Annotated in this window: 23 protein-coding genes; 11 read left to right on the forward strand and 12 right to left on the reverse strand. The window is 56.3% G+C overall.

All coding sequences use genetic code 11. The annotated features are described in order from the left end of the window. Positions 1-3: 3 nt before the first annotated feature. The 4 genes from ctaD to RLW41_RS05235 all read left to right on the forward strand — a co-directional run bounded on the left by ctaD (position 4) and on the right by RLW41_RS05235 (position 4,230). Positions 4-1,941 carry a cytochrome c oxidase subunit I gene (gene ctaD / locus RLW41_RS05220; protein WP_414463794.1) on the forward strand — a complete coding sequence of 646 codons (1,938 nt, stop codon included), beginning with the start codon at positions 4-6 and terminating at the stop codon, positions 1,939-1,941. Further along, positions 1,934-2,533: a heme-copper oxidase subunit III gene (locus RLW41_RS05225; RefSeq protein ID WP_409560880.1), complete on the forward strand. Its 600-nt coding sequence runs from the start codon at positions 1,934-1,936 to the stop codon at positions 2,531-2,533. The genes ctaD and RLW41_RS05225 overlap by 8 nt, the downstream gene beginning before the upstream one ends. Before the next feature lie 75 nt (positions 2,534-2,608). After that, the gene (locus tag RLW41_RS05230) at positions 2,609-2,977 is read left to right on the forward strand and encodes a hypothetical protein (RefSeq protein WP_414463795.1); all 369 of its coding nucleotides are present in this window, start codon (positions 2,609-2,611) and stop codon (positions 2,975-2,977) included. Beyond that, positions 2,971-4,230 carry a cytochrome c oxidase assembly protein gene (locus RLW41_RS05235; protein ID WP_414463796.1) on the forward strand — a complete coding sequence of 420 codons (1,260 nt, stop codon included), beginning with the start codon at positions 2,971-2,973 and terminating at the stop codon, positions 4,228-4,230. Before RLW41_RS05230 ends, RLW41_RS05235 begins: the two co-directional genes overlap by 7 nt. Positions 4,231-4,244: 14 nt before the next feature. On the opposite strand, the gene RLW41_RS05240 is transcribed toward RLW41_RS05235, so the two are convergent. The 9 genes from RLW41_RS05240 to RLW41_RS05280 form a co-directional block, all read right to left on the reverse strand. Next, entirely contained in the window at positions 4,245-4,499 is a 255-nt protein-coding gene (locus tag RLW41_RS05240; protein WP_414463797.1) for a hypothetical protein, read from the reverse strand. Next, on the reverse strand, positions 4,483-4,854 hold the full coding sequence (locus tag RLW41_RS05245) for a hypothetical protein (protein WP_409560884.1): 372 nt from the start codon (positions 4,852-4,854) through the stop codon (positions 4,483-4,485). The genes RLW41_RS05240 and RLW41_RS05245 overlap by 17 nt, the downstream gene beginning before the upstream one ends. A 76-nt stretch (positions 4,855-4,930) precedes the next feature. After that, positions 4,931-6,508, reverse strand: coding sequence for an arylsulfatase (locus RLW41_RS05250; RefSeq protein ID WP_409560885.1), 1,578 nt, complete (start codon positions 6,506-6,508; stop codon positions 4,931-4,933). A 110-nt stretch (positions 6,509-6,618) separates the two neighbouring features. Next, on the reverse strand, positions 6,619-7,092 hold the full coding sequence (locus RLW41_RS05255) for a YidH family protein (RefSeq protein WP_414463798.1): 474 nt from the start codon (positions 7,090-7,092) through the stop codon (positions 6,619-6,621). Between the two features lie 6 nt (positions 7,093-7,098). Beyond that, entirely contained in the window at positions 7,099-7,599 is a 501-nt protein-coding gene (locus RLW41_RS05260) for a hypothetical protein (RefSeq protein ID WP_414463799.1), read from the reverse strand. Between the two features lie 400 nt (positions 7,600-7,999). Beyond that, positions 8,000-9,016: an HAD family hydrolase gene (locus RLW41_RS05265; RefSeq protein WP_414463800.1), complete on the reverse strand. Its 1,017-nt coding sequence runs from the start codon at positions 9,014-9,016 to the stop codon at positions 8,000-8,002. 77 nt (positions 9,017-9,093) lie between these two features. Next, on the reverse strand, positions 9,094-10,182 hold the full coding sequence (locus RLW41_RS05270; RefSeq protein ID WP_409560888.1) for a DUF3300 domain-containing protein: 1,089 nt from the start codon (positions 10,180-10,182) through the stop codon (positions 9,094-9,096). 15 nt (positions 10,183-10,197) lie between these two features. Further along, entirely contained in the window at positions 10,198-11,124 is a 927-nt protein-coding gene (locus RLW41_RS05275) for a formylglycine-generating enzyme family protein (protein ID WP_409563297.1), read from the reverse strand. Between the two features lie 1,033 nt (positions 11,125-12,157). Continuing rightward, on the reverse strand, positions 12,158-14,491 hold the full coding sequence (locus tag RLW41_RS05280; RefSeq protein ID WP_414463801.1) for a TonB-dependent receptor: 2,334 nt from the start codon (positions 14,489-14,491) through the stop codon (positions 12,158-12,160). 76 nt (positions 14,492-14,567) lie between these two features. Here RLW41_RS05280 and RLW41_RS05285 point away from each other — a divergent pair, with 76 nt between their 5' ends. Further along, positions 14,568-15,062, forward strand: coding sequence for a hypothetical protein (locus RLW41_RS05285; protein WP_414463802.1), 495 nt, complete (start codon positions 14,568-14,570; stop codon positions 15,060-15,062). A gap of 330 nt (positions 15,063-15,392) precedes the next feature. Here the strand turns inward: RLW41_RS05285 and RLW41_RS05290 are convergent, their stop codons facing one another. Beyond that, positions 15,393-16,493 (reverse strand): transglutaminase-like domain-containing protein, encoded by a 1,101-nt coding sequence (locus RLW41_RS05290; protein WP_414463803.1) that lies wholly within the window; start codon positions 16,491-16,493, stop codon positions 15,393-15,395. Positions 16,494-17,030: 537 nt separating this feature from the next. On the opposite strand from RLW41_RS05290, the gene RLW41_RS05295 reads away from it, so the two are divergent. The 4 genes from RLW41_RS05295 to RLW41_RS05310 all read left to right on the forward strand — a co-directional run bounded on the left by RLW41_RS05295 (position 17,031) and on the right by RLW41_RS05310 (position 20,950). Further along, positions 17,031-19,094, forward strand: coding sequence for an FUSC family protein (locus RLW41_RS05295; RefSeq protein WP_414463804.1), 2,064 nt, complete (start codon positions 17,031-17,033; stop codon positions 19,092-19,094). Next, a complete protein-coding gene (locus RLW41_RS05300; RefSeq protein WP_414463805.1) occupies positions 19,091-19,294 on the forward strand; it encodes a DUF1656 domain-containing protein in 204 nt (67 codons plus the stop codon). Before RLW41_RS05295 ends, RLW41_RS05300 begins: the two co-directional genes overlap by 4 nt. A 7-nt stretch (positions 19,295-19,301) precedes the next feature. Further along, entirely contained in the window at positions 19,302-20,462 is a 1,161-nt protein-coding gene (locus tag RLW41_RS05305; protein ID WP_414463806.1) for an HlyD family secretion protein, read from the forward strand. 188 nt (positions 20,463-20,650) lie between these two features. After that, positions 20,651-20,950: a hypothetical protein gene (locus RLW41_RS05310; protein ID WP_409560895.1), complete on the forward strand. Its 300-nt coding sequence runs from the start codon at positions 20,651-20,653 to the stop codon at positions 20,948-20,950. 67 nt (positions 20,951-21,017) lie between these two features. Here RLW41_RS05310 and RLW41_RS05315 read toward each other — a convergent pair whose 3' ends face one another. Next, on the reverse strand, positions 21,018-22,055 hold the full coding sequence (locus RLW41_RS05315) for a zinc-dependent alcohol dehydrogenase family protein (RefSeq protein ID WP_409560896.1): 1,038 nt from the start codon (positions 22,053-22,055) through the stop codon (positions 21,018-21,020). Positions 22,056-22,247: 192 nt separating this feature from the next. Continuing rightward, positions 22,248-22,832 carry a c-type cytochrome gene (locus RLW41_RS05320; RefSeq protein WP_414463807.1) on the reverse strand — a complete coding sequence of 195 codons (585 nt, stop codon included), beginning with the start codon at positions 22,830-22,832 and terminating at the stop codon, positions 22,248-22,250. A 701-nt stretch (positions 22,833-23,533) separates the two neighbouring features. On the opposite strand from RLW41_RS05320, the gene RLW41_RS05325 reads away from it, so the two are divergent. Together RLW41_RS05325 and RLW41_RS05330 are read left to right on the forward strand one after the other, a co-directional pair. Continuing rightward, positions 23,534-23,665 carry a hypothetical protein gene (locus RLW41_RS05325; RefSeq protein WP_256380088.1) on the forward strand — a complete coding sequence of 44 codons (132 nt, stop codon included), beginning with the start codon at positions 23,534-23,536 and terminating at the stop codon, positions 23,663-23,665. 18 nt (positions 23,666-23,683) lie between these two features. Beyond that, on the forward strand, positions 23,684-23,887 hold the full coding sequence (locus RLW41_RS05330; RefSeq protein WP_414463808.1) for a hypothetical protein: 204 nt from the start codon (positions 23,684-23,686) through the stop codon (positions 23,885-23,887). Positions 23,888-23,934: the final 47 nt, after the last annotated feature.

Genomic DNA, 23,934 nt, shown 5'->3' on the forward strand with positions numbered 1-23,934 from the left:
CGCATGGCAGACACGACCGCGATCCCGACCGTCGATGCGACGCCTGCACTTGCTGAAAAGCTCGAACGCATTTGGGAGACGCGCCCGGGATTCCTCGGATGGCTCTCGACCGTCGACCATAAGTCGATCGGCATTCGCTATATCGTTACGGCCTTTGCATTTTTAATCATCGGCGGCATCGAAGCGCTGATTATGCGTCTCCAGCTCGCCGGTCCCAACGAGCATTTGCTGACTCCCGAACAATATAATCAGCTTTTCACGATGCATGGCGTGTCGATGATCTTTTGGTACGCCTCGCCAATTCTCTCTGGGTTCAGCAACTACCTGTGGCCGTTGCTGCTTGGATCTCGCGACATGGCGTTCCCGCGGCTCAACGCCCTTTCCTACTGGATTTATCTATTCTCCGGAATTTTCCTCTATGGCAGTTTCGTCGGCGGCGTTGCCCCGGACGCCGGTTGGTTCGACTACGTGCCGTATGCGTCAAAGGACTTCAATCCCGGCATCAACATCGACATTTACGCGATGGCGCTGATCTTTCTAGGGATCTCGACGACGGTGGGCGCGATCAACTTCGTCGTGACGCTTCTGCGCACGCGCGCTCCTGGGATGTCGATCAATCGCTTACCCATCATGGTGTGGGGAACGCTGACGGCATCGGCCGGAAATATCCTGGCAGTTCCCGCTGTCAGTCTGGCGTTCTTTCTTCTCTGGCTCGACCGGCGATTTGGAACGCATTTCTATGACGTCCCAGCCGGGGGCCAACCTCTCCTATGGCAGCACCTCTTTTGGATGTTTGGGCATCCCTGGGTCTATGCCATCGTGCTTCCAGCCATGGGCATCGTGTCCGATGCGCTTCCTGTTTTTTGCCGGCGTCCCCTCGTCGGCTACACCTTCGTTGCGCTGGCTACTGTCCTGACGATGGTTCTCGGCTTCGGCGTCTGGGTCCATCACATGTTTGCGACAGGTCTGCCGAACATCGGCATGTCCTTCTTCAGTGCGGCTTCGTTCGTCATCGTTATTCCGAGCGCGACTGCCGTCTTCGCCTGGATCGCCACCATCGCGATGGGACGTCCACAAATGACAACCGCGTTTTTATTCTTCTCTAGCTTCATTATTCTTTTCGTTATCGGCGGCGTGTCAGGCTTCATGACCGCAGCCGTGCCGGTCGATTGGCAGCTGACCGACACCTATTTTGTCGTCGCCCACATTCATTATGTGCTGATCGGTATCAACGTCTTTCCGGTTATCGGAGGACTCTATTACTGGTTCCCGAAAATGACGGGGCGCATGTTGAGCGAGCGCCTGGGCAAATGGAATTTCTGGCTAACTTTCATCGGTTTCAATATTGCGTTCCTGCCGATGCATCTGACCGGACTTCTTGGAATGCCGCGCCGCATCTACACTTATGGACCCGACTTCGGCTGGACGACGCTGAATATGATCACAACGATCGGCGCCTTCATTCTCGCTTTCGGAATACTGCTATTTCTCATCAACATCGCCATCAGTCTGCGTTCGGGCGCCCTCGCAGGACCAAATCCGTGGAACGCGCCGACGCTCGAATGGGCGACGTCCTCACCACCACCGGCTTACAACTTCGCAGTCATTCCAATCGTCGCAAGTCGCCATCCTTTATGGGAAGATAGCCTCCGGGAAACCGATGAGCGCTCTTCGATCAATAGCGGCTTGGCGCTCGACCATGGCCGCGAGACGATCGCCACAACCCCGATCGACGCGGAGCCCGAAGCTATCCTAAAAATGCCTGACGATAGCTATGCGCCGTTATTCTTGGCATTAGGTCTCAGCGCGCTTTTCGTCTCGATGCTCGCGCAGTCGCTCGCCTACGGCGCTTTTTCCGTCGTCGCCATTCTTCTCTCGATACTGCTGTGGCTTTGGCCCACGCGCGTGACGTTCCGGCCCGTTGAGGTGTCGCATGGCTGATCTTGTCGTCTCTCGGCCGGATGTGCACCTTCCCGCTGCCGGACTTCATCGGTCATCGGGCTGGTGGGGAATGCTGTTCGTAATTGCGACGGAAGCCGCGGTCTTCGCCTATCTGCTCTTCAGTTATTATTACATGGCCATAGAAATACATTCGACGTGGCCCACACATCCGCCTTCATTGAAGTTGGCATTGCCGAACACGATCATTCTTCTCGCCAGCAGCGTAGCGATTTGGTGGGGCGAGCGTCAGTTCAAACAAGGGCGCCGCGCAGAGGCGTTCCTCGGCATGTCGCTCGCGGCATTTCTAGGTCTCTTGTTCTTGGGCATTCAACTTTTGGAATGGCACAATAAGAGCTTCACGGTCTCGTCCGACCCGTACGGATCGCTTTATTTCACGATCACAGGATTTCATATGGCACACGTCGTTGCCGGCTTGCTGATGATCGTCGCGTTGATTTCCTGGATGGCCGCGGGGCTCCTTTCGGATCGCCGGCGCATCGCGCTCTCAATCGGCGCGCTCTATTGGCATTTCGTCGATGCCGTCTGGCTGACAGTATTCTTCACTTTCTACATCACCCCTTACTTGAGCTAAGCGATGCATCAAGGCGCAACCATATCGGGCTCAGCCCATCCAGCCCCTCACCGAGAGAAGGCCCCCCTGTCGGCGTTGGCATTCGGGCTTCTTTCCGCACCAATTGCGTGGGCTCTGCATCTGCTCATCAACTATTCGATCGCAGGCCAACGTTGCATCGGTGCCGTAGCTCGGGAAGACATTTTACGTGGTCCGCCGGGAACTCTGGCCATGATTCTTCTCGTGGACATCGCCTCGCTCGCGTTGGCGGTGTCGGCAGGATACGTCGCATTTGTCTTTTGGAAGAAAACGAAAGACGAAAAAGTGGGTGAGGCGCGCGCACTCGTCCATGCCGGAGAAGGTCGAACGCGCTTCATGGCCATGTGCGGAGTTCTAACAAGCACCCTTTTCGGGTTCGCAATCGCAGTTGATGCCCTGGGATCTATTGTGGGGCCGCCATGCTGAAAAGACTTTGCGCTCTTTTACCGTTGCTGACGACCTTCTGCGCTACGGCAGCAAGCGCACACGCCGTATCCAATGACACTCAATCGTCTGAGACGATCAGATACCTCGAAACAATCGTTATCATAGTCGCCGTCGTAGCATATGCAGCGGGCGTCATTCGCATACGGCGAGAGGTTGGTGAGTGCCGCGTCGTAACCGCGTCGCAAACTATCGCATTTGCAATCGCGATGGCCCTGTTCGTCATCGTCCTGTCCCCACAAGTTGACGAAATCACCGACGCGCTTTTCTCGGCGCACATGGGTCAGCATTTGATCCTGATGCTGGTCGTACCCCCTTTGCTCGTCTGGAGTCGCCCGATCCTCGTAATGATCTGGGGGTTGCCGCGCAGCTTCCGCAAGCAGGTCGCCACTTCCATTACGGTCCATTGGCTGCGATCAGGTATTTGGCATCTGATGCACCCGTTGTCGGTGGCAGCGCTTTTCCTCGGAACTTTTTCGTTCTGGCATCTGCCTCGCCCCTACGCCTGGAGCCTTCAGAATGAATGGGTACACACGTTCGAGCATTTGAGTTTCGTCATCACCTCATTCATGTTCTGGACGCTTGTGATCGAACCGTCGGGTCGGCGTCGAATGGAATTTATTCCGAGCATGCTGTTCGTTGCCGCCATCGCGGTTCTCAGTGGTCTCCCCGGCGCTCTGATGATCCTGTCGCCGGTTGTCCTGTTCAAGGCTCACGGGATGGCGGCTTATGCATGGGGAATGACGCCGCTTGAAGATCAGCAAATCGCGGGCTTGATCATGTGGATCCCTGCCGGAATTTTTTTTCTGGCTCCGATTGCTTGGTTGTTCGTCAAATCGCTCCAGAATGCTGAACGTCGCAGAACAGTAACGCATTTGGCTAGAGCCCGAATGCTGGTGCTTTTGGTCGCCGCTGTCTTGTCAGGAAATTCCGTTGTTAAGGCCGAGCCCGCCGGTGCACCGGAAAATGCCAAAGCGCTCATAGAACACTATGGATGCGGATCGTGTCATACGATTCCGGGCATCGATAACGCCGACGGGCGCGTTGGCCCGCCGCTCGCGGGAATTGGCGACCGCGTTTTCATTGCGGGGAGATTGCAGAACAACATCGAAAACATGACCAAATGGATCGCCAGCCCACAATCCGTCGCCCCTGGGAACGCCATGCCGGATATGGGCTTGAAGACCACAGATGCGGCAGCGATCGCTTCGTATCTCGAAAAGCTGCATCAATAGCGAGGGACATGGATTCAGGGCGGTTCCCTCGCATCCGAAGTCGACGCAAGGGTTTGCGCTTCAATGTCGGGCGAGCAGGCGCAGGGCAAGCTGAGCATTTCATTGTCGAGGTGTTTCGTTGACCGGCTTGTAGAAGAGGTCGACGACTCCGCCCTCAGCTGCTGCAGCGCCCGTCCTGCAAGGAAGATGGCGGTCAGGACCAAATGATGCGAAAGCGGAAAACCAATGCCATTGACGTAAAAGTATTTGCCGTCAGGCGAAAAACGCATCACGACCTCCCAAAAGGATAAGCGCGGCTTTTTTCATCTCTTCACAGATTTGACGACTTTGCCCACAAGCTGCGACCAAATTCGACTTTGAAGCGCTCCCGATGTCGTGCCACCCTGAATGCTGACTGGGGATTTTTCGGGGGAAGGTCTCATGCCACTCGATGGAATGCGTGACGAGGATGAACCGCGCGGACCGCGCTGTGCGAGTTGCCACGAGCCTTTGGTCGATGGACAACGCGTCCGTCATGTCCATTTCAGCAACGATCCGCACGGCTTTCGTGGCTTGACTGGCAAATATCACGAAGCCTGCAGCAGGCCCTTCGTCTCGCTCGCCCATGTCATCAATCTCACCCACGCACGCGGCTTCTAGGCGATTGAATTGAAGCGCGATAGGACGGCGAGATCCTCGCCGCCCTCTCATGCATAGCGCGTCAGTCGCCAGCCACCGCCGTTGCCTTCATTTTTTCGATCGCGTCATCGATCGTAAAGCTGTTGGGCTTCTGTATCGGCGGGAAGTCCTTGAACGTCTCGGCAAATTTTGCGGCAACCATATTGATCGCGAACACAATATAGTCGCGACGAATGAACCACTCATAGTACGTGTTCGACGTTGTGTCGGCGAATTCGTAGGGATCAGTGCGTAGATTAAAGAGTTTTGGCACGCGCAATCGCGTAAATGGCTCCGCCCAAACCTGGAGCGTTCCCTTGCAGCGCTGTTCCATGAAGACACATTTCCAATTGTCGTAGCGCAACGCGAGAATATCGCCATCGTCGCTGATGTAGACGAACAGCTTGCGTGGACTCTCTTTTTGTTCGCCGGTCAAAAACGGGAGCAGATTGAAGCCATCGATGTGGTTCTTGTACGTCCTTCCACAAGCCTGATAACCCTTTTTCAGCTTGTCCATGACGTCGGGATCGCCCGCCATTGCGAGAAACGTCGGAAACCAGTCGTGAAGCTGAACTATCTCCGTGGAGACTTGTCCCGGCTTTATCTTTGCCGGCCACCGCACCAACTGAGGAATTCGGAAGGCACCCTCCCAGTTCGTATTTTTCTCGGAACGGAATGGCGTCATGCCGCCATCCGGCCAGGAGTTGCGATGAGGACCATTGTCGGTTGAGTATTGGACGAACGTGTTCTCTGCGATGCCGAGTTCATCGAGAAAATCCAGCATCTGGCCAATGTTCTTATCGTGGTCGATCATCGTGTCGTGATACGGCGACTGCCAACGACCGGCTTGACCGAGGCTTTCTTTTTTGGGGTGAGTATAAAGGTGCATGTGAGTGGTGTTGAGCCACACGAACCACGGCTTCCCCGCGTCTTCGGCGCGCTTGATGAAATCCTTCGCCGCGGCTACGAACTCGTCATCACAGGTCTCCATACGCTTACGGTTCAATGGACCCGTGTCTTCTATTTTCTGCTTGCCGACCTTCCCCCAGCGCGGCTCTTCGGTTGGATCGTCTTTATCGGTCGCCCAAGAATGGATGACGCCGCGAGGTCCAAAATTCTTGCGATAATTTGGGAAGTCCTTTTCAGGAAAATAGTCGTACATCTCCGGCTCTTCTTCGGCGTTTAAATGGTAGAGATTGCCGAAGAACTCGTCGAAGCCGTGATTGGTAGGCAGCATGTGATTAAGATCGCCGAGGTGGTTCTTTCCGAATTGACCAGTCGCATAGCCTTGATTTTTCAATGCGCCCGCAATCGTTACGATCTTCTCATTCATGCCGATCGGCGCGCCAGGCATGCCGACTTTCGATAAGCCGGTGCGAAGCACGCTTTGGCCCGTGATGAAAGAAGAGCGCCCCGCGGTGCACGATTGCTCACCGTAAGCGTCGATAAACATCATGCCTTCTTTGGCGAGACGATCGATGTTGGGCGTCTGATAGCCCATCAATCCATGCGAATAACAACTTAAATTCGAGATGCCGATGTCGTCACCCCAGATGACGAGGATATTGGGCTTGTCGGATTTACGGGGTGCGCCGCTGCTGCCTTTCGCTTCCTTGGCCATGTTAGGCTCCTTTTGGTTTCTGCTATTCCCTCCATGGTATTTCCCCAATAAATTCGCTTCGCCCGTACTGATTGCGTCCTACGTATCCATCTTGCCTCCTGTTGTTGGCGCTAGCCAAATGGTCCGATCTGGAAAAGCATGCTGACGATCGCAAAGATGCCGATCAACAAAAGGACGATTGCAGTGATAAGTGTGAAGGATGGAGGAAAGCGGCTCTCGCCGTGAACCAGTCCGGCCTGGCGCATCATCTCGCGCTCTTGGCGCAAGCCCAACATGAATTGCACGTGATAGATGATGCCGACGACCAACATGATAATGCCGAGCAGAACGAGCGCCACACCAAAATTTCTGGATGCTCCGGCATGCGTGATCACATCCTGATCTCGCAGCTTCTGAAACACCTGAAAAATAGTGAATCCGAAGCTGATGAGCGATAGCGAGGTGCGGATGACAGACATCAACGTCCGGTCGGCGCTCATACGCGTGCGTTGAAACGACATACCAGTACGACGTAGCGAAAGCTCGACCGAAATATCGTCCGACGCAGATGCACTTGTGATGCCGGATTTTGGATCGCGCGCCATAACTGATCATGCCTCTCGGGATTTCTGAGCGCACCATAGCCGCGCAATGCGGGCGACAGGCCCTCGGATCAGCAGGTACGGGACGAAGGCCAAAACAACGGCAATGATAACGGCCTCAGCAGGATAGAAAGTTCCCAATACCTTGAACTGATAGATCGCATCCATGACGAGTCCCAAAAGAATGATACGCGCCGTAGAGACGATGCCTTCGCGTAGCCGCTCCGGACGTTTCTGAGCGTTCGTGAGCACCGTCCAGAAATAAGGGGACCGGCCGAGACGCGCGTCATTAATGCCATCGTGCAGGGCAGCCATCATCGCCATCGTCGGCTGCAAAATAAACCGGAATGACATCGGTCCGCTGGGCCGCCCCGTAAAGTCTTGCCATTGTCTTTTAAAAACCTCGCTCGACACGCCGTACCAAAACAAGCCGAGCAGGATGAGTGCCGCGGACGCCAGCACCACGGCTTGCGCCAGGACGCTTGAGCCAGATGAGGTTTGGCTGGTCATCTATGGCGCTCCCTGACGAGATGCGTTGAGATATTTGCTTGAAGTGGATTCTTGAATTGCTTCCAGGAGACTTCGCGAAGCGGAGATACTCATCGCCCATCCTCCGGCAGCGCTAAAATTTCGGCGTAACGCTGCGAAGGGAAAATTGGCTCCTGCGCCAAAAAAAATCGAGATCATACGCCGGTTTCTGGGCAGCGAGCGGCTTTTAATCGTGCGAACAAATACATACGCATAGCCGGCATCCGGGAACGCGTAGCGACCACCCATCTACGACCGAGACTGTCTTGCGAGATCATTCAGTAGTCAATGTAATTTGTTATTGCGGTGCGGGCGTGCCATGCCCAATGGCATGAGCTCAAATTGGCGCGGGGGGCCCTGTGAGAACCCCATTTTTCCTGGTTCATGGCTTGACCTCCTTGGGATAGATCGTCTTCCAGTCATGCTTCATGTCGACAACCGTCCAACCTTTGGCGGTCGCTTGATCAAGTGCTTTGTCGAGCTTGCCGACGCGAGATGAGCGATCGTAGGCCCATTCGCGTTCGGCATCGGTGTGATGCACGAGCAGGCAAAGCCGCGTGGCCGGCGCATCGCACGTCCATTCGAGCATTTGAAGATCGCCGTCGGAATTACCGAACGCGGCGACCGGCCGCCGGCCAATGTGGCGCTCGATGCCGACCGGCTTTCCGTCTTTATCGTCGTTGAGGACGAGAGTCGGCAACTTCACGATCAACGGCTTGCCGTCGTGCATTTCAAACTTCAGCCCACCAGAACTGCCGATGACTTGCTCCGGTGGAATGCCGTAGACGCGCTCCGTCCAAGGCCGCATGAACTCGATACCGCCACCGGAGACGATAAACGTCTTGAAACCGTTGGCGCGGAGATAGGATAATAATTCCAGCATCGGCTGATAGACTAGATCGGTGTAAAGCCGGCCCATCGTCGGATGCTTGGCCGTGCTAATCCAGTCTTCGGCGATTTTATCGAATTCGTCCGTCGTCATCCCTGCATGCGTGGCGGCCATAACCGCCGCAATGCCGGACTCTCCGGATTTAGCGATACCTTTCATATCGCCTTTCAGGATCGAGGCGAACGGCTCCTTATCCTTCCATTCGGGATGCTGCGGGGCGAGACTTCGAATTCTGTCGATGACAAATTGTGCCTGGACGTAAATCGGCTTCTCCGCCCACAGCGTCCCGTCATTATCGAAGACAGCGATGCGTTGCGTCTCGGGCACAAAGTGCGCTCCGCCCCTCGCCGTCACCCTTCCAACGAAGTCGAGGATCTGCCGCTTGGCTTGGCTTTCCTCCCAGGAGGGCAATGGATCAGATAGCGCGCCGGCTGCGGCCGAGACAACGAGCATGCATGCCAGGAAACCCAGCATCCAGCCGATGTGTATGCGTGCCACCGCAACCATCATGTGAGGCTCTAGGAGTTACTGAACTCGTTGCAGTCTCTCATCGATCATTTTGTTCAATCCGCCTCGGAATCAGAACGCTATCTGCGCCTTCTGAAACCACCGCGCCTCCCGCCGCCGCGATGAGCGTGGAATGCTGGTCGCTTCGCATGAGGACGAGCGCGCATGTGCCGCGGCCGGTTCGGCTTTACGAATTTCCTGCCACCCGTTGAGCGACGAACATGTGCTGCCCTGTTTTTGCCGCCTCTTGCCTTATTGAAATTGCGGCCGTTATGGCGCAATTGCGCGCCGTGATTGACCTTATTGTCGAGCGCCCTGTGGTCGGTATTTTTGAGGCGTCGTTCGACGTTGGCGCGGTTGAAATTTTTATTGCGCACGACATGCCCACGATGGTGCGCGTCGTGCTTCCAGACATTGCTCTTGATGCGGCGGCGGTTGTCGTCGATACGATTCCAGCGGTTCACGTTAACGTCGATGCGACGGTGACGCCAATCCCAGTGGTTCCAGCCCCAGATGCCGCCGGCGATGGCGACACCGGCCGCCCCCCAAAAATATCCGTCCACGAACGTCGCGTCCGGATACCCCCAATAATACGGCGGATAGTCCGGATACCACCACGGCCCGTAGACCACCGACGGTTCATAAACCGGCACGTAAACCGTATCGGGCTCGGCAGGCTGGATGACGTAGGATCCATCGTCCTGCGTGACGGTCTGCTGGGAATTGCTTCTGAGATGGCCACTTGAATCGGCTTTCTGACGCAGGAACTGCACCTCATTCATGACAGCGTCTTGCTGTGCAAGAAATGCGTCACCGAGGTTCTGCGTCCAGTCGAGTTGATTGCTCATCATGTTCAAGACGTCCGGGAACTGGACGAGCGCCTTAATGCTTGGGTCCCAACTTTTACTTTTCAGGGCATCGACGAGCGCATCACCTTGCAATTTGGCGTTGGCAGGATCGCTGCGCCATCGCGCCGCTTCCACGACATCCAGGGGATAGGTCGACGCCATTAAAACGTTGGACAGAAGATCATCTGGATAAAGCGCGATTGGCGCCAGCATCTGGTCGAGTTGCTGCTTGGAAAACTTCTGCTCATCGGCATAAGAGGCAGCCGGCACAACAACAGACAGCATTAGGAAGGCAACACAAGTCTTCAAGAGTATTCTCATTTTTCCTCGCAACGCTTATTCCTCGTCAGGACGTTTTCGAACGACACATCGGAATCCGACATGACTGGTTGACGTGTCGATTGGTTCGGCATGGCGCGCCGCAGGGCGATAGCGGCGGCAATAGTTTGGTGCGCACAAGTGCGACCCGCCCTTCAACACCTTGCGAGGAATACGGATGTTTGGCTGGCACGGGTCGAAACTTTGCTCTCTCGCCGGTCCGCGCGGATTAACCGGAACGCAGCAGGCTTTTGGAGCGTCGGCCGCATGCTTCGTCGAGTACCAATCAGATGTCCATTCCCAGACGTTCCCGATCATATCGTATAGGCCGAAGCCGTTTGCGGGAAAGGCTCTGACTGGCGAGGTACGCTCGTAACCGTCTTCCTTCAGATTTTCGAGCGGGAACATGCCTTGCCAGGTATTGGCCATGTGCCGACCCTGAGGTGTGAATTCGTCCCCCCAGGCAAATTCCGCATCTTCGAGACCGCCGCGTGCTGCATATTCCCACTCAGCTTCGGTCGGGAGTTCTTTGCCGGCCCACATCGCGTAGGCTTCCGCATCAGCATACGCGACATGGACGACCGGATGCTCATCGAGCCCTTTCGTCCACGAACCTCTTCCATACGGATGACGCCAATTCGCGCCGAAGCGAAAATCCCACCACTGGCTCCAATCTCTCAAGTCGACCGCATGCCTGGGCGGCGTAAAGACGAGAGAACCGGCTTTCAACATGTGAGGAAGCGCGCCGGGATAATCTTCGGCCTTGGGGGGGATCTCGGCAAACGTCGTGTAGCGAGTTTCCGAGACGAATTTCTTGAATTGGGCGTTCGTCACAGGCGTCTCGTCGATCCAGAAACCATCGACAGTTACGCGATGGCTCGGGGATTCTTCGGAATAATGCCTGTCCGACCCCATTCGGAATGTCCCGCCGGGCACGAAGACCATACCCGGTCGTTCCGTCGGGACTTCAGCTTGAGGTCTCGAGTAGATGTCCGGATGAACGATCATCGTCTCCCCGTGCGACGGAGAATTCTTGCCAACAAAGCTGGAGGCGTATGATAGCTATCGCGCGCGGGAACGAAAATGCGTTCGAAGAAAGTTAGCCAAAAATTGCTTAAGCATAACCAGCCGCTCGCTGACGCGTAGTGACCGCCTACCCAGCGCGGACTGTCTAGTGGCTTTTGCCGATAGTCAAACGAATACGTCGCTGCGCTGCGTTAGGACAGAATGAAAATCACTGCTGCGTACTGATTAAAATCCTATTTCGAATGATAAGAGGTTGGTCATTCGATAGTCGGATCAATAGCGGAAGGTGCCAGAAACAATCGTCATGCTTCCATCCCAACGCTTCTCGACATTGTCCTCTTCATAGTGCCGAGCGTTGAGAATCAGGACGGTGCCGTTCGCGATCGTCGTATATTGAACACCGCCGCCAATCGCGTCGACGCTGCCCTCAAGCGGACCTAGGCGGGCGCCGGATCCTGAAATTGGCGATACTCATAGGCTACGACGCCGATGACCAATCCCTTCGCGGCCTCGCGGCGCACTCGTAGTGAAAATTCGTGCCGCTTTAATAGTCCCTGGCCGTGTTCTCGAAATTATAAGTGATGCCAGCCCCGAATGCGGCGCTTCCCAGTCCGTAAGTGGAGAAGCCATATTCGTCAGCATGCGCCTCTGTTACCGCGGAGGCAGAAAGCAAAATGCAAACAACAAATTGGATTTTCGTCCGCATTCCGAGACCCCCCATCTCCGAAAACGCAACGATAATTCGTAATCCTAAGTTGGAAAAATCAGATTGGCTGTAGCAGGCTCATCACTGCTGCACAAATTGAGGTCAACGAGCCTCGCCAAGCCTTGGTTGAGCGCATCGGGTGAGCTTTTAGAACCTTGTTGTCATTAGCTGGCATTTTCACCCCGGCAGGCTGAAGTGGCGGCGCGGCCATCAACTCGATGACCGGCCGACATGGCATCACACGGACTAGAAGGTAACGGTGACGCCAGCGTTGAAGGAGCGTCCTTGTCCGGGAACAGGCGATATCAAACCGGTTTGTCCTTCGGCAGCGTAGTCGGCCCAATCGACGCCGCCGAGTGGCGGGTAGTAGAGCTTGTCGAAAAGATTTGAGATGCCGAAATCGAAGCGAACGTTCTGCCACTGATAACTGGACCGCAAATCGACAAGCGTGTAGCCTGGCGTTGTGGGCTCGTGTCGCAACGCGTTGACGTCATCCTTAGCGTTGACCATAGTCAATTGCACCGCGTTCGACCAATTGCCGAGTTGATGGCTGAGCGTCAACTGCGCGTTGAGCGGCATCATATGATAGAGGGTATCGCCGGTGTCGAGGTTCTCGCCATTGACGTAACCAATAATGCCGGCGATGCCGAACTGGCCATAGACGGCGCTATTCCACAGATCGAGGCTGCCCGACACGTTGACGCCGTAGAGTTGGGCGGCGTGGTTGGCGAACTGCAAGGTCACGAACTCGCTGGACGGCATCGCCATGCCCCCCATGTTCATGCCGCCCATTTCGCCCATACTGCTCTGCGACTTCAGGAAATTGGCATCGATGTAGTCCTGCACGTATGTGTAGTAAGGCGTGACCTTGATATCCCACGCGCTCCGCGTCCGATCGTGCCAGCCTGCCGTGAAGCTTACGGTGTTGGCAATCTCGGGCTTTAAGTCGAGGTTACCGACATAGCCGTTGGCGTCACCGTACCAGCCGATCATGTCGGCCGCCATGTTGCCAGTGCTCCAGGCGTAGCGCTCGTAGAGATTGGGCGAGCGTGTCTTGCGCGCGTAGCCTATTTCGTAGGTTTCATTTGCGGACGGTTGATAGCGGACGAGCGCCGTTACGTCGAAGTTGGCATCGATGCGATCGTGGTCTTGCGCGTTGAACGCCGCAGCATCAGCTGCATACATGGTGCTATAGCCATGGACATCGCCGGTATCCATCCAGACCATGTCATTGCGGAGTCCGATCAACGTGCTCCATGCGCTATCCCAGCGATGCTCCCACTCGGCAAATGTGCCAAGTCGCTGACGCGTGCCATGATTGATATCGATGAACGTATTCGGTCCCATCATCGGTTCCATGCCGGCCACAGGCGGCCACCAATCGTTCAGCGTCTCGCGATGGAACTCGTTGCCGACGCGCAGGATATCGACGGTGGTCAACGGGATTTCGGCTTTGACTGAATAACCCGCATCCGTTCCATCGACGTTCATTGGCATAGCGCCGGATTTATCCGCTAGCATATCCATACGGTGCGCGGTCTGATGATAATACGCACGGAAGTCGAGCGTTCCCCAATCATGATGCGTGAAGGAGCGCAGATTGAAGAGCCACGCGTCGTTGTCGACCATATCCATCCGCTGGTTCACGAACCCTTGATATGGGACGGACGCATAGATACCCTGAAATGTGAAGATATCGGCGCCGTTCCTTATGCCGAGCGTGAGAGCGTGATTGTAAGCTTGATAAAGCGTCGAGCGAACGATAGCTCCGTCGTCGCCGCGAGCGTAATCATCAGCCTTTGTCCAAGCGCCCGAGTAACCGAGGCGGACGTTTTGCGTTGCCGCTTCGGCGTGCACGGAAGTTGAGACCCCGTCGCCATTGCTGCGGTAGAAGGCGGAAATGCTCCCCGAGGTGCGCACGCCTTCTTCAGCAACCGCGAATTCTGGCGGACGCGAATCCACAATCACCGTTCCCCCGAGACTGTCTCCACCTTTGCTGACCGGCGTTATGCCGGCGATTACCTCCGCGACGGCGACCTGCGATGGATCGATGTATGAAAGCGGTGGGTTCATCTGGTTGGTACATGCGGGCGAGATGACCATGCCGTTGACCAACACTTTGACCCGGTCGCCGTTCAGCCCGTTGATCGCGGGCAAGCTTGAAATCCCTCCCGAAGTATAGACGCTGACGCCTGGAACCTTGGTCAAAAGCTGAGCCGTATCGCTCGTAGACGGAAGCTGCGACTGGATCTGATTGCGAGATAGACGCGTGGAATTAAGGGGCTGGGCCAAGCTCTTTGTGCTGCTCCCGGCGCTCTCCATCTCGATCGGCATGGCAACCGGAATTGATTGTTGCTGCGAGGATCGCACCTCATCGCCTTTGCCATTCATTCCGATAGACCTCTGGGTTTTCGCCGTCTCAGACTTGTTTTCAGGGCTTTCACGCTGAACAACCACGGGCGGCATCGAATTATCCCCGTTTGGCGTTTCCTGTGCAAAGCTCTCTTGTGCCTGCGATCCAAGCACAAGGACGGTCGTTGCCGCTGCGCCCAGCAGCTGCATTGGCTGACTACGAAACATAAAGGCTCCCCCATTTGACCGCGGGTCATCGCGCAGCGACGACGCTGGTCAACACTGGAACTGATATACGTTGTGAATGATTGGTGTCGGATCGCAGATATACAGAGCGATCCAATCGCTATCAGGCAAGCGGTGGGGGGCCGCGGCTACGGGCGTTTACAAGGAAAACAATCGCAAGGAGCACCGCTTCGCTCGCGGCGATCTTTTGGCTTTTCTGAGTGGGCGGCCGAACGATTATGGGCGCCGAGGTCACTGCGAGTTGGAACGCAGCGAGACCTTTGCAAAACGGACAGCTCGACGTCTTGCCGCCTGGTTGTTCAGAGCGGGATTTGCCGCTTTCGCAGATGAAATCGGCGAAGCTGCCGTAATCGGCTGCGAACAGAAAGTGCCGAAGTTCGGAGACAACATGGTTAGGCAGAAGAGATGCAAAATGAAAAACACTCAGCAGCGCGAATGCTGCCGAGACGAGCGCGTGGCGCCGGCGATTAAAGCTCCTCCCTCGATCATGACTTCTGCAAATACGCATTTTCGCTATTTAATCGAAGCTCATCCGCGGGTTTTTTGTTTGTAGGGGCATTCTATCCGATTCGTTATTCGGATTAGCCCCCATCTGTCTAGGTGTTTTAATTGTTGTCAGCGTATCCCCTCGGGCGTGCCAGCCGGAACATTCGCATCGTTGCTGGCGCCCCTCTTCTATTGTCGCCCATGATGCCTCTGGCAACAACGACTTGCGGCGGCTGCACGGTTCTGGTTGTCTCGCGGCACATGTTGGAAGTAAGCGGGAAAGTTGTCGGCGCCGCATTTTCGAAAAACTGATAGATAAAAACGGCCAATGCCCATCCGCTCCATCACCACACGATGGAGCGAACAAGAGCATCGGACGACCGACGATTTATTGCGGTTAAACGGCGAGTTCGCGCGCCGTAATCACGTATTTGAACGTGTCAGCGTTCAGGCAATCGAGCCGCTCGCCTGCGACTTCGGCCTCCGGATACATCAGAAAGCCGACCTTGGGTCCAGTTGCACCCGGCAACGCCAAATCATGGGCTGTGTTATACGCGAGCCAGTTCCCTTCCCACGCGCCGAACAGCGTCTTGCGCGCTTCGGCGACCTTTTCGTCCGTCAGCGGTAGATTTCCCGGTGGCTCCTCGAGCATGACTTTGCGCACGTCGGCGGGATCCATGGGGACCCAGCCAAATTCCGCAAGAAAGACCTCGGCGCGACAGTGCTGAGCCTTGGTAACGATATCATTCTTGGCGCCGAGGCTTTTGTAGCCGAACGCCGACGGCGCCACGCGCAGCCCATAAAGATCGCGGGCCGGCAGCCCCGCGGCGCGGGCGAGGCCGACAAACAGCGCATTAATATCCGCGCACTTACCACCAAAATTTCCGGATTTGAGAATGTTGGCGATATCGCCGATACCGCATCCGCGGGTTTTGGCGTCGCGATAGCAGTTTTCGACGATCCATTGATAGATTGCGTGCGCCTTATCCGTATCGCTTTTGGCGCCGGCCACGATCTTATCGGACGTCTCCTTCACGATGCCGTCCGTCGGGATGAGATCCGTGGGCATCAGATAAAGATGACGCTCAGTGTCCGATAGCGTTTGCGTTCCGAGCGGCCTGGAGAGATCGACGGCGCGGTTCTGAGTTGCAACCTTGCTGCTCACCTCAATGGAGGGGGCCTTCTCGCCCTCATTCCACACGACGTGCAGGAACTCAGCACCGTATCTCGGATCTTTTACGATTTCGACGCTTTTGGCGTTCGTACGCCAGCTACTGCCCTCAGGCTTGATCCAGGACGGCTCGGAGAATGCCGGAAGCGGAATCCACGCCTGCGTTACGCCAGAGGCGTTCTCAATCGCCAACCGTGTCGATAATTCGAATTTGCGCCATTTTCCGGTTTGCGGTGCGAACCCAGCTCGCGCGGGCCAACTCGGCAGCGCTGCGATGGCTGAGACTGCAGCGCCGGCTTTCAGAACGTCGCGTCGAGACAGAACCATTGGTTGAACTCCTTTGTGCATCCAGCACTTCGTAAAGCGGTGTCCATGTTCAGCATGTTGTCGCCGGCACTGGCTTGACAGCGCAACCTGCTGCGAACGGGCGATCCGATCCCCGTTCAGCGGCGACAAAAGCGGTGAAGACTATGATCAAGACGCTCGGTCCCGCCCTCAGCGAGGGAAGGACAAGGCACCTACAAATTTTGCCCCGAAACTCGGGAGCGAGGATGCGTCTCATCTGGATCGCAACATACGCTCAGGCGCGCGTCATAATCAATTGCAACCGTCCTCTATCGGCTTGCCAAAGGCACGGCGCCACCGCCATCAGCAGACCGATCCTGTGCGCCCTCGTGCATTCTCATAACAAAGCGCAGCCGACCCGAGCCAGCAGTGGGCACGGCCGAAGCCCCGCATTTCGCAATCGCACGGCAAACTCCATCCTGCCGCCAATAAGCCGTTTACGGGCACGCTCCCAAAAGCATAATGTCGCGACGTTCCAGGACGGTTATTTCTTGGCGGATGTGACCAGAGGTCTCCTCAGTGCTTGCCGGGTTCTCTCATCCCCTTTTCATTCATTTCCGCAAACACTCGTCACAGATCGTTACGCAAACGGAGAACCTTGCTCGCGAGTCATTGCCTGCGCTCCTCTTTGGGCTTCGTTTATGGGCATCGACGTGCCTGGCGTTGTATGTCGCGTTTCGACTGGAGCTGGATAACGCGTTTTGGGCCGGAACCACCGCTGCAATTGTCTGCCAACCGCATCTTGGCGCCTCGCTCCGTAAGGGGTGGTTCCGAATGCTGGGCACGCTGGTTGGAGCCGTGGCAATCGTTATCCTGACAGCGCTATTCCCCCAGGACCGGATCGCATTCCTCTCCGCACTCGCACTTTGGTGCGGGGCCTCAGCATTCGTGGCGACACTACTACGCAATTTTGCTTCCTACGCGGCGGCGCTGTCCGGCTTTACCGCAGCCGTCATCGCCACCGACCAGCTCGGCGCTGTCGGAGGCCTCAACGGCGATGCGTTCATGCTGGCTATCCAGCGCTCGACGGAGATCATTCTCGGCATCGTTTGTGCTGGTGTCATTCTCGCAGCAACAGATTTCGGTGGCGCCCGCAGGCGTCTTGCCGCGTCGCTAGCATCGTTGACGGCAGATATCGCGACCGGCATCGACTCGACACTGAGGGCCGGTGCACAAAATTTGCCGTTCCAGCCGATCCGGCGAGATCTCACACGGCGCGTTATTGCGCTAGATCCCGTGATCGACGAGGCGATCGGGGAGTCGGCTGGGCTTCGTTACCACTCATCGGTATTGCGTGGAACTATGGTCGGCATGTTTGCCGCTTTGTCCGCTTGGCGTGGGATTGCAGCTCGTCTTGCCAACGCCCCCGAAACAGAAGCCAGGAAAGACGCTGATGCGGTGCTGAATGAAATTCCACTCAAGCTTCGCGACATGTCACAGCAGGGCCGCTCCGGGGGTTGGCTTTCCGACCCGGTGGATATGCAGCGGCAGTATCGCGGCGTAGGAGAAACGCTTCGCTCCTCGCCGTTCGACACGCCGTCGACGCGATTGATTGCCGATCAGACAGCGAAAGCCCTCTTTGGAATCGCCCAAGCCATCGGCGGGTTGGCGCTCCTGGTTGCCGCTCCTCGACGAAACGAGCAAAGCAAGACGGTTCACGTTTCTGTGCCTGACTGGTTGCCTGCGTTGATCAACGGCGCCCGCGCGTTTCTCGCGATTATGGCGATCGCGATCTTCTGGATTGCAACATCCTGGCCGAACGGCGCTGCGGCAATCACTTGGGCGGCGGTTGCCGTCACGATTTTTGCGCCAAGAGCCGAGGAAGCTTATTCGTTCGTCATGGCTTTCATGATCGGAGCCGTGATCAGTGCAATTTTTGCTGCTATCATCGCCTTCGCTATCCTGCCTCAGATCGACACGTTCGCAGGGCTTTGTGTCGTTCTCGGCCTCTTTCTGGTGCCAGCCGGCGCTGCGATGTCAAAGTGGCAATCGCCCGTCTTGGTTGCGGTCGTCGCTCTATTCATTCCGCTTCTGATGCCGGCGAACGAAATGACTTACAACACCGTCAATTTCTACAACAATGCGCTGGCCATTGTGGGTGGCACTGGCCTTGGCGCATTTTTCTTCCGTGTGCTGCCACCACTCGCCCCCGCCACGCAAACACGACGGCTACTAGCATTGACCTTGAACGATCTTCGCCGCATGGCGCGTCTTGGAGTGCCAGGCGAAACGGATGACTGGGATCGGCGCATGTATGCGCGCCTCGTCGCGATGCCGTCCGCGGCAGAGCCGATACAGAGGGCGCGATTGCTTGCGGCGCTGTCTGTGGGAGAGCAAATTATCCAACTTTGCCATATCGTCGGTGCCCATGGCCCGCGGCACCAATTCGACGTCGCTCTGGGTCATCTGGCGCGCGGAGAAATCGGGCAGACCATACATCAGTTGGGCGAGGTGGATCGGTATTTTGAATTGCTTCCGGCACAAAACGGCTTGCAGCCTGATTTCTTGCGCGCCCGAAGCTGCATACTTGCGATAGCAGGCGCGCTTAACCAACATCCCTCTTACTTTGGTGCCGCATCATGAGGTTCAGCGAGATCGACATCTTCGGCGTCTATGTGGCACCGATTTCTCTGATGATGATCGCGGCGTGGTTTCTCATGATCGGCGTTCGCAGGCTCGCAGTTAAATATGATGGCTTGCGCTATGTTTGGCATCCTGCGCTTTTCGTATTTGCTATCTACATGATCATCCTATCGTCCATGATTTTGATCGCCGATCGGTGAAATTTTTATGTCGAACGTCAGCGACGAATTGAAAACGCGCACAGACGATCGCGGCGAGGTGTTTGCGAATGCAGCCCCGCCGTCGGAAGGCGACAGCGCCAAGCTGCATCCGCGGTTCGTGCCCTATCTGCTCACGCTCATTGCCGTCGCGATCGCATTACCGCTAAGCTGGAAGATGTGGGTCGCGTACATGGAGACACCGTGGACCCGCGACGGAACTGTACGCGCCTACGTCGTGACGGTCGCGCCGGAGGTCGCCGGACGGATCGTCGAACTGCATGTCACCGACAATCAGTTCGTACATAAGGGCGACTTGCTGATGGTGATCGACCCGACCAATTACCGGATCGCCGTCGATTCCGCGAAGGCCTCCGTGCAACAGGCACAAGCCAACATCCAGAATGTGGATAGCCAGATCTCGGTCCAACAGGCGCAGATCGGTGCCAGCCAAGCGCAAGTTGACGACGCCCAGGCCGCGCTCGCGTTCGCAAAACAACAAGCATCGCGATATGGTGAACTTGCTCAGCAGGAGTTTGGCAGTGTGCAGATGGCGCAGCAGACCGCTTCTGCACTACGTCAAAGCCAGGCGTCTCTCAAGAACGCTGAAGCAGCCCTTGTCGTTTCCAAACGGCAGATCGATGCGTTAACCGCCCAGCGCGGCAGCGCAGTCGCGTCGCTTGCGCAAGCCAAAGCGGCACTCGATCAAGCCGAAGCCAATTTCAAGCGCGTAGAGGTGCACTCTCCCGTCAACGGCTGGGTGACGAACCTGTTGGCTCAGCTCGGTGATTACGCCAACGTCGGGCAAGGCGAAATCACGATGGTCGATGCCGATTCATTCTGGGTCGACGCCTACTTCACCGAGAATGTTCTGGCCTCCATCCATGAAGGCGACCGCGCTCAGATCAAGCTGATGGGTCATAGCCAGATCATCGAGGGCCGCGTTCATGGAATGGCACGCGGCATCAACATTCCCAATGCACAGCCCGGCTCGCAGGGACTGGCGACGGTCAATCCGATCTTCACATGGGTGCGACTGGCGCAAAGAGTTCCGGTCCGCATCGAAATTGATAAGCTTCCGGACGGCGTAATGCTGGTCGCAGGTCTTACCGCGACTGTTCAGATCGACAGCCGGACGATGCCAGCCTCCGCTCAAGACGGCAAACGCTAGGCAAGCTGCTGCGAAACGAGAACCGCGCCGCTTCCATTCTCGCCGGGCGCATCATCACAAATTCGCGAGTCATTCCCTCCCGCGGTAAACTTTGACCACAAATGCGGGAACATACGGCACGCGAGAGTCTTCCTCGATAGCAGGCGAAAGCCCGCCAAACAAAACAATAGCCTCGAGGAGAAACGAATATGAACCTGAAAGTTTCAGCAGTGTTGGCCGGTGCGATTGCGTTCGCTGCGGTGGCAGGACCGGCAATCGCCGACCAACAGTCGAGCAAAATGAAATCCGACCTAAACATGAACACTGGCGCATCGAGTGGTGCATCGACGGGCGAGCAAGGAAAAACCTCCGACCGCACGCCTGGAGACACGTCACCGGATCGCTTGCCCGGATCTACGAAGGCCGGTGCTCCAGGAGCGGGAGGTGCGCAGACACCGGAAGGTACTTCCGATCGCACTCCGAATAATAACGAGAACAACGGCAAATAATAAAAATGGAAAGGGCGCCTAAGGCGCCCTTTTCAATCCTTGGGTCTTCTACCTTTTTCAGATGCCGTTAAGCGGCGATAATGACCTTCAGGGCGCCCGTTTGGGCAGCATGGCCGAAAGTGTCGTAAGCGTCCAGGATCTGACCGAGTTTGAATCGATGCGTGATGAGTTTGGTCGGATCTATTTTTTTGGCTTCCACCGTTTTGAGAAGCATCGGTGTCGTTACAGTGTCGACGAGACGTGTGGTGATGCTGATGTTCTGGCTCCAAAGGCGTTCCAGGTGAAGGTCGACCTTGGTTCCGTGAACGCCGACGTTTGCAATCGACCCGCCCGGCGCGATGATTTCCTCGCAGGTCGCGAAAGACGCCGGAATGCCGACCGCCTCAATTGCCGTATCGACACCGCGTCCTCCGGTGAGCTTCATGACGGCTTCCGTCGCACTGCTTCCCGTAGCGGCGACCGTTTTGGTTGCGCCGAAACGCTTGGCCACTTCCAGCCGCTTGCTGTCAGGGTCAATCATGATGATCTCGGCTGGGGCATAGAATTGCGCGGTCAATAGCGCTGCCATTCCGATCGGACCTGCGCCGACAATCGCAACCGTGCTTCCCGGCGCGACCTTGCCATTGAGAACGCCGCATTCGAAGCCGGTCGGAAGAATGTCGCTGAGCATCACCAATGCTTCTTCGTCGACGCCTTCGGGGAGCAGATAAAGGCTGGTGTCGGCATGCGGAATGCGTACGTACTCGGCCTGCGTACCATCGATAGAGTTGCCGAGAATCCAGCCGCCCGTCGTGCAATGCGAATACATTCCCTTGCGGCAATATTCGCAGCGGCCACATGCTGAGATGCACGAAATCAGCACGCGATCTCCCGGTTTGAAGGACGTGACGCCGGCGCCGACTTTCTCGATAACGCCCGTGCCTTCATGTCCGAGAATTCGTCCAGGCGTGCAAGTCGGGACGTCGCCTTTCAGGATGTGCAAATCCGTACCGCAAATCGTAGTTTTCGAAATCTTAACGACCGCGTCGGTTGCGGCTTGTACTTCGGGGATAGGACGATCCTCGACGGCTTTCAGGCCTGGGCCTTTGTAAACAAGAGCTTTCATCTGTGTACCCACTCGGCTTTCCATCAATGATGGCGCGCAAGGTACGATCACCTTTGGACTGGCCCTTGACCTAAGTCACATGGCAACATCTCGAAAACGGCCGCCCAAAAACAATCGGGCCCGCCTTGCGGCGAGCCCAATGTGGATCTCTCTTTAAGCGCCGAGGCACTTAAGTCTTATATCAGCGTGGCGTTATTTCTGTCCGACTGTCGCTGGTTCGGTCAGACCAGCGAGGTAGGCAGCTACGGGTTTCAGCTGATCTTCGCTCAGCGATCTCATCAGCGCTTCCATCGGTGCGAAGTTTGCACGCTCGCCGGTATGGAAGTCCGTCATCGTCTTCAGCAGGTACTCTTCCTGCTGGCCGGCAAGTCTCGGTCGCACATAGTCACCCTGGAAGTGCTCCTGATGGCAGCCCTTGCAGTTCAACTGGACGATGGTGTCGATCGCCTGGTCTTTAATGTTGCCGGAAGCAGCCGGCTGACCGAGGTTCGGCCATTTCTTTTCCGAGAAATAGGTGGCGAGAGCTTCCATGTCGGTCTTCGTCAGAGAGTCAACGATTGCCGACATCGTGTCGTTCTTGCGGTGGCCGTCCTTGAAGTCCAAAAGCTGCTTCAAGATATATTCGCGGCGTTGACCCCAGATGTTCGGTATCGTCTTGTCCATCGGAACGCCGGCTTCGCCGTGGCAGCCCGAACAGACCGCGGCGGCATCCTCTACCGAATCAGCCAAGGCCGCGTGCGGTCCCCAGACGAACGGGAGCGCCAACATCGATGACATCAGTGCAAACTTAAACAGACGTGAGCGTGTTGAACGATTGCGATATGTAGCAAGCACTTCGGGTGTTTCCTGACCACGGTTAGATGGGTTCATGTCTCTTGTGTGACCGCTCATATCGCTCGGTCATCCTCTTTTTGCCAACTTCGGGTGAGCCCTTATAAAGTGACTTTATCACGTTGTCGCGCCATGTTGAAATTTGACGAGGCTTCCGCGCAACAGTGATTATGCACCGTCATTTCTGTGCATCACCCCACCCAAAACACGCGGCGCTTTCTCCCGCAGCAAAAGCTGGCATTCGCCTATAGGTTGTAGGTGGGCGTGTGTTTTCGCCAACTGTTCAGATGTAGCTGCCGATCTTCGACCTCACGCGATCGGTGATCACTATTGATGCGCAGGCGAATCGCTATGGCGATATTTCTGCCGAACCGCCTTTAGCGGATGCGCGCCGTCCGGATGGAGCGAGCCAACAGCAAAGTCCGGGACCCGCAAGCCCGCGCATTTGAATGTTGGCCTTCGAGGAGCTTTAAATTTTGGCCGGCTTCGCGGTGCGCATCGCGCCATGAACATCGGTCGGCGCTGACGCGGTCGGTTTGTCGCGGGTAACGTTTCGCAGCGTCGTTGCGAATTGAATTTCGGAAACACCGAGAGCGCTGCTCTCACAATCCGAAAATCTTCTTAGCACCCCCACTGGAGACATCATCATGAAGACCATCGCACTCGCAATCGTCATTGCAGTTTCGGCAATCAGCACCGCAGCCGTTGCTTCGCCCGTTGATAACAGCTCTCTCTCAGTCCACGGCGCTTTCGGCGGCAATTCGTATGGTGGCAACTAACGCCATCCACAATTCTCATTGGCCGCGATTTTGGCAAATCAAACACCGGCAGGTGCGTTCTGCACCCTGCCGGTGTCCTTTTATGACCTGTGCGTAGGAGCTGTGTTCAACGGTCATGTGATTGACGAGTGGAATCGTCAGGCCGAAGCCGATACCAAGCAACGTTCCGGCGATAGCGGTGAAGAGCGTCGCATCCATCGTAGCCAAATCGATAAAGCTTAACCGCAAAGCCTCTCGCGCGATTTCCGATCCATTTGCCGCTTCCCAAC

The sequence above is a fragment of the Hyphomicrobium sp. DY-1 genome (assembly GCF_047497105.1).
GTDB lineage: Bacteria > Pseudomonadota > Alphaproteobacteria > Rhizobiales > Hyphomicrobiaceae > Hyphomicrobium_B.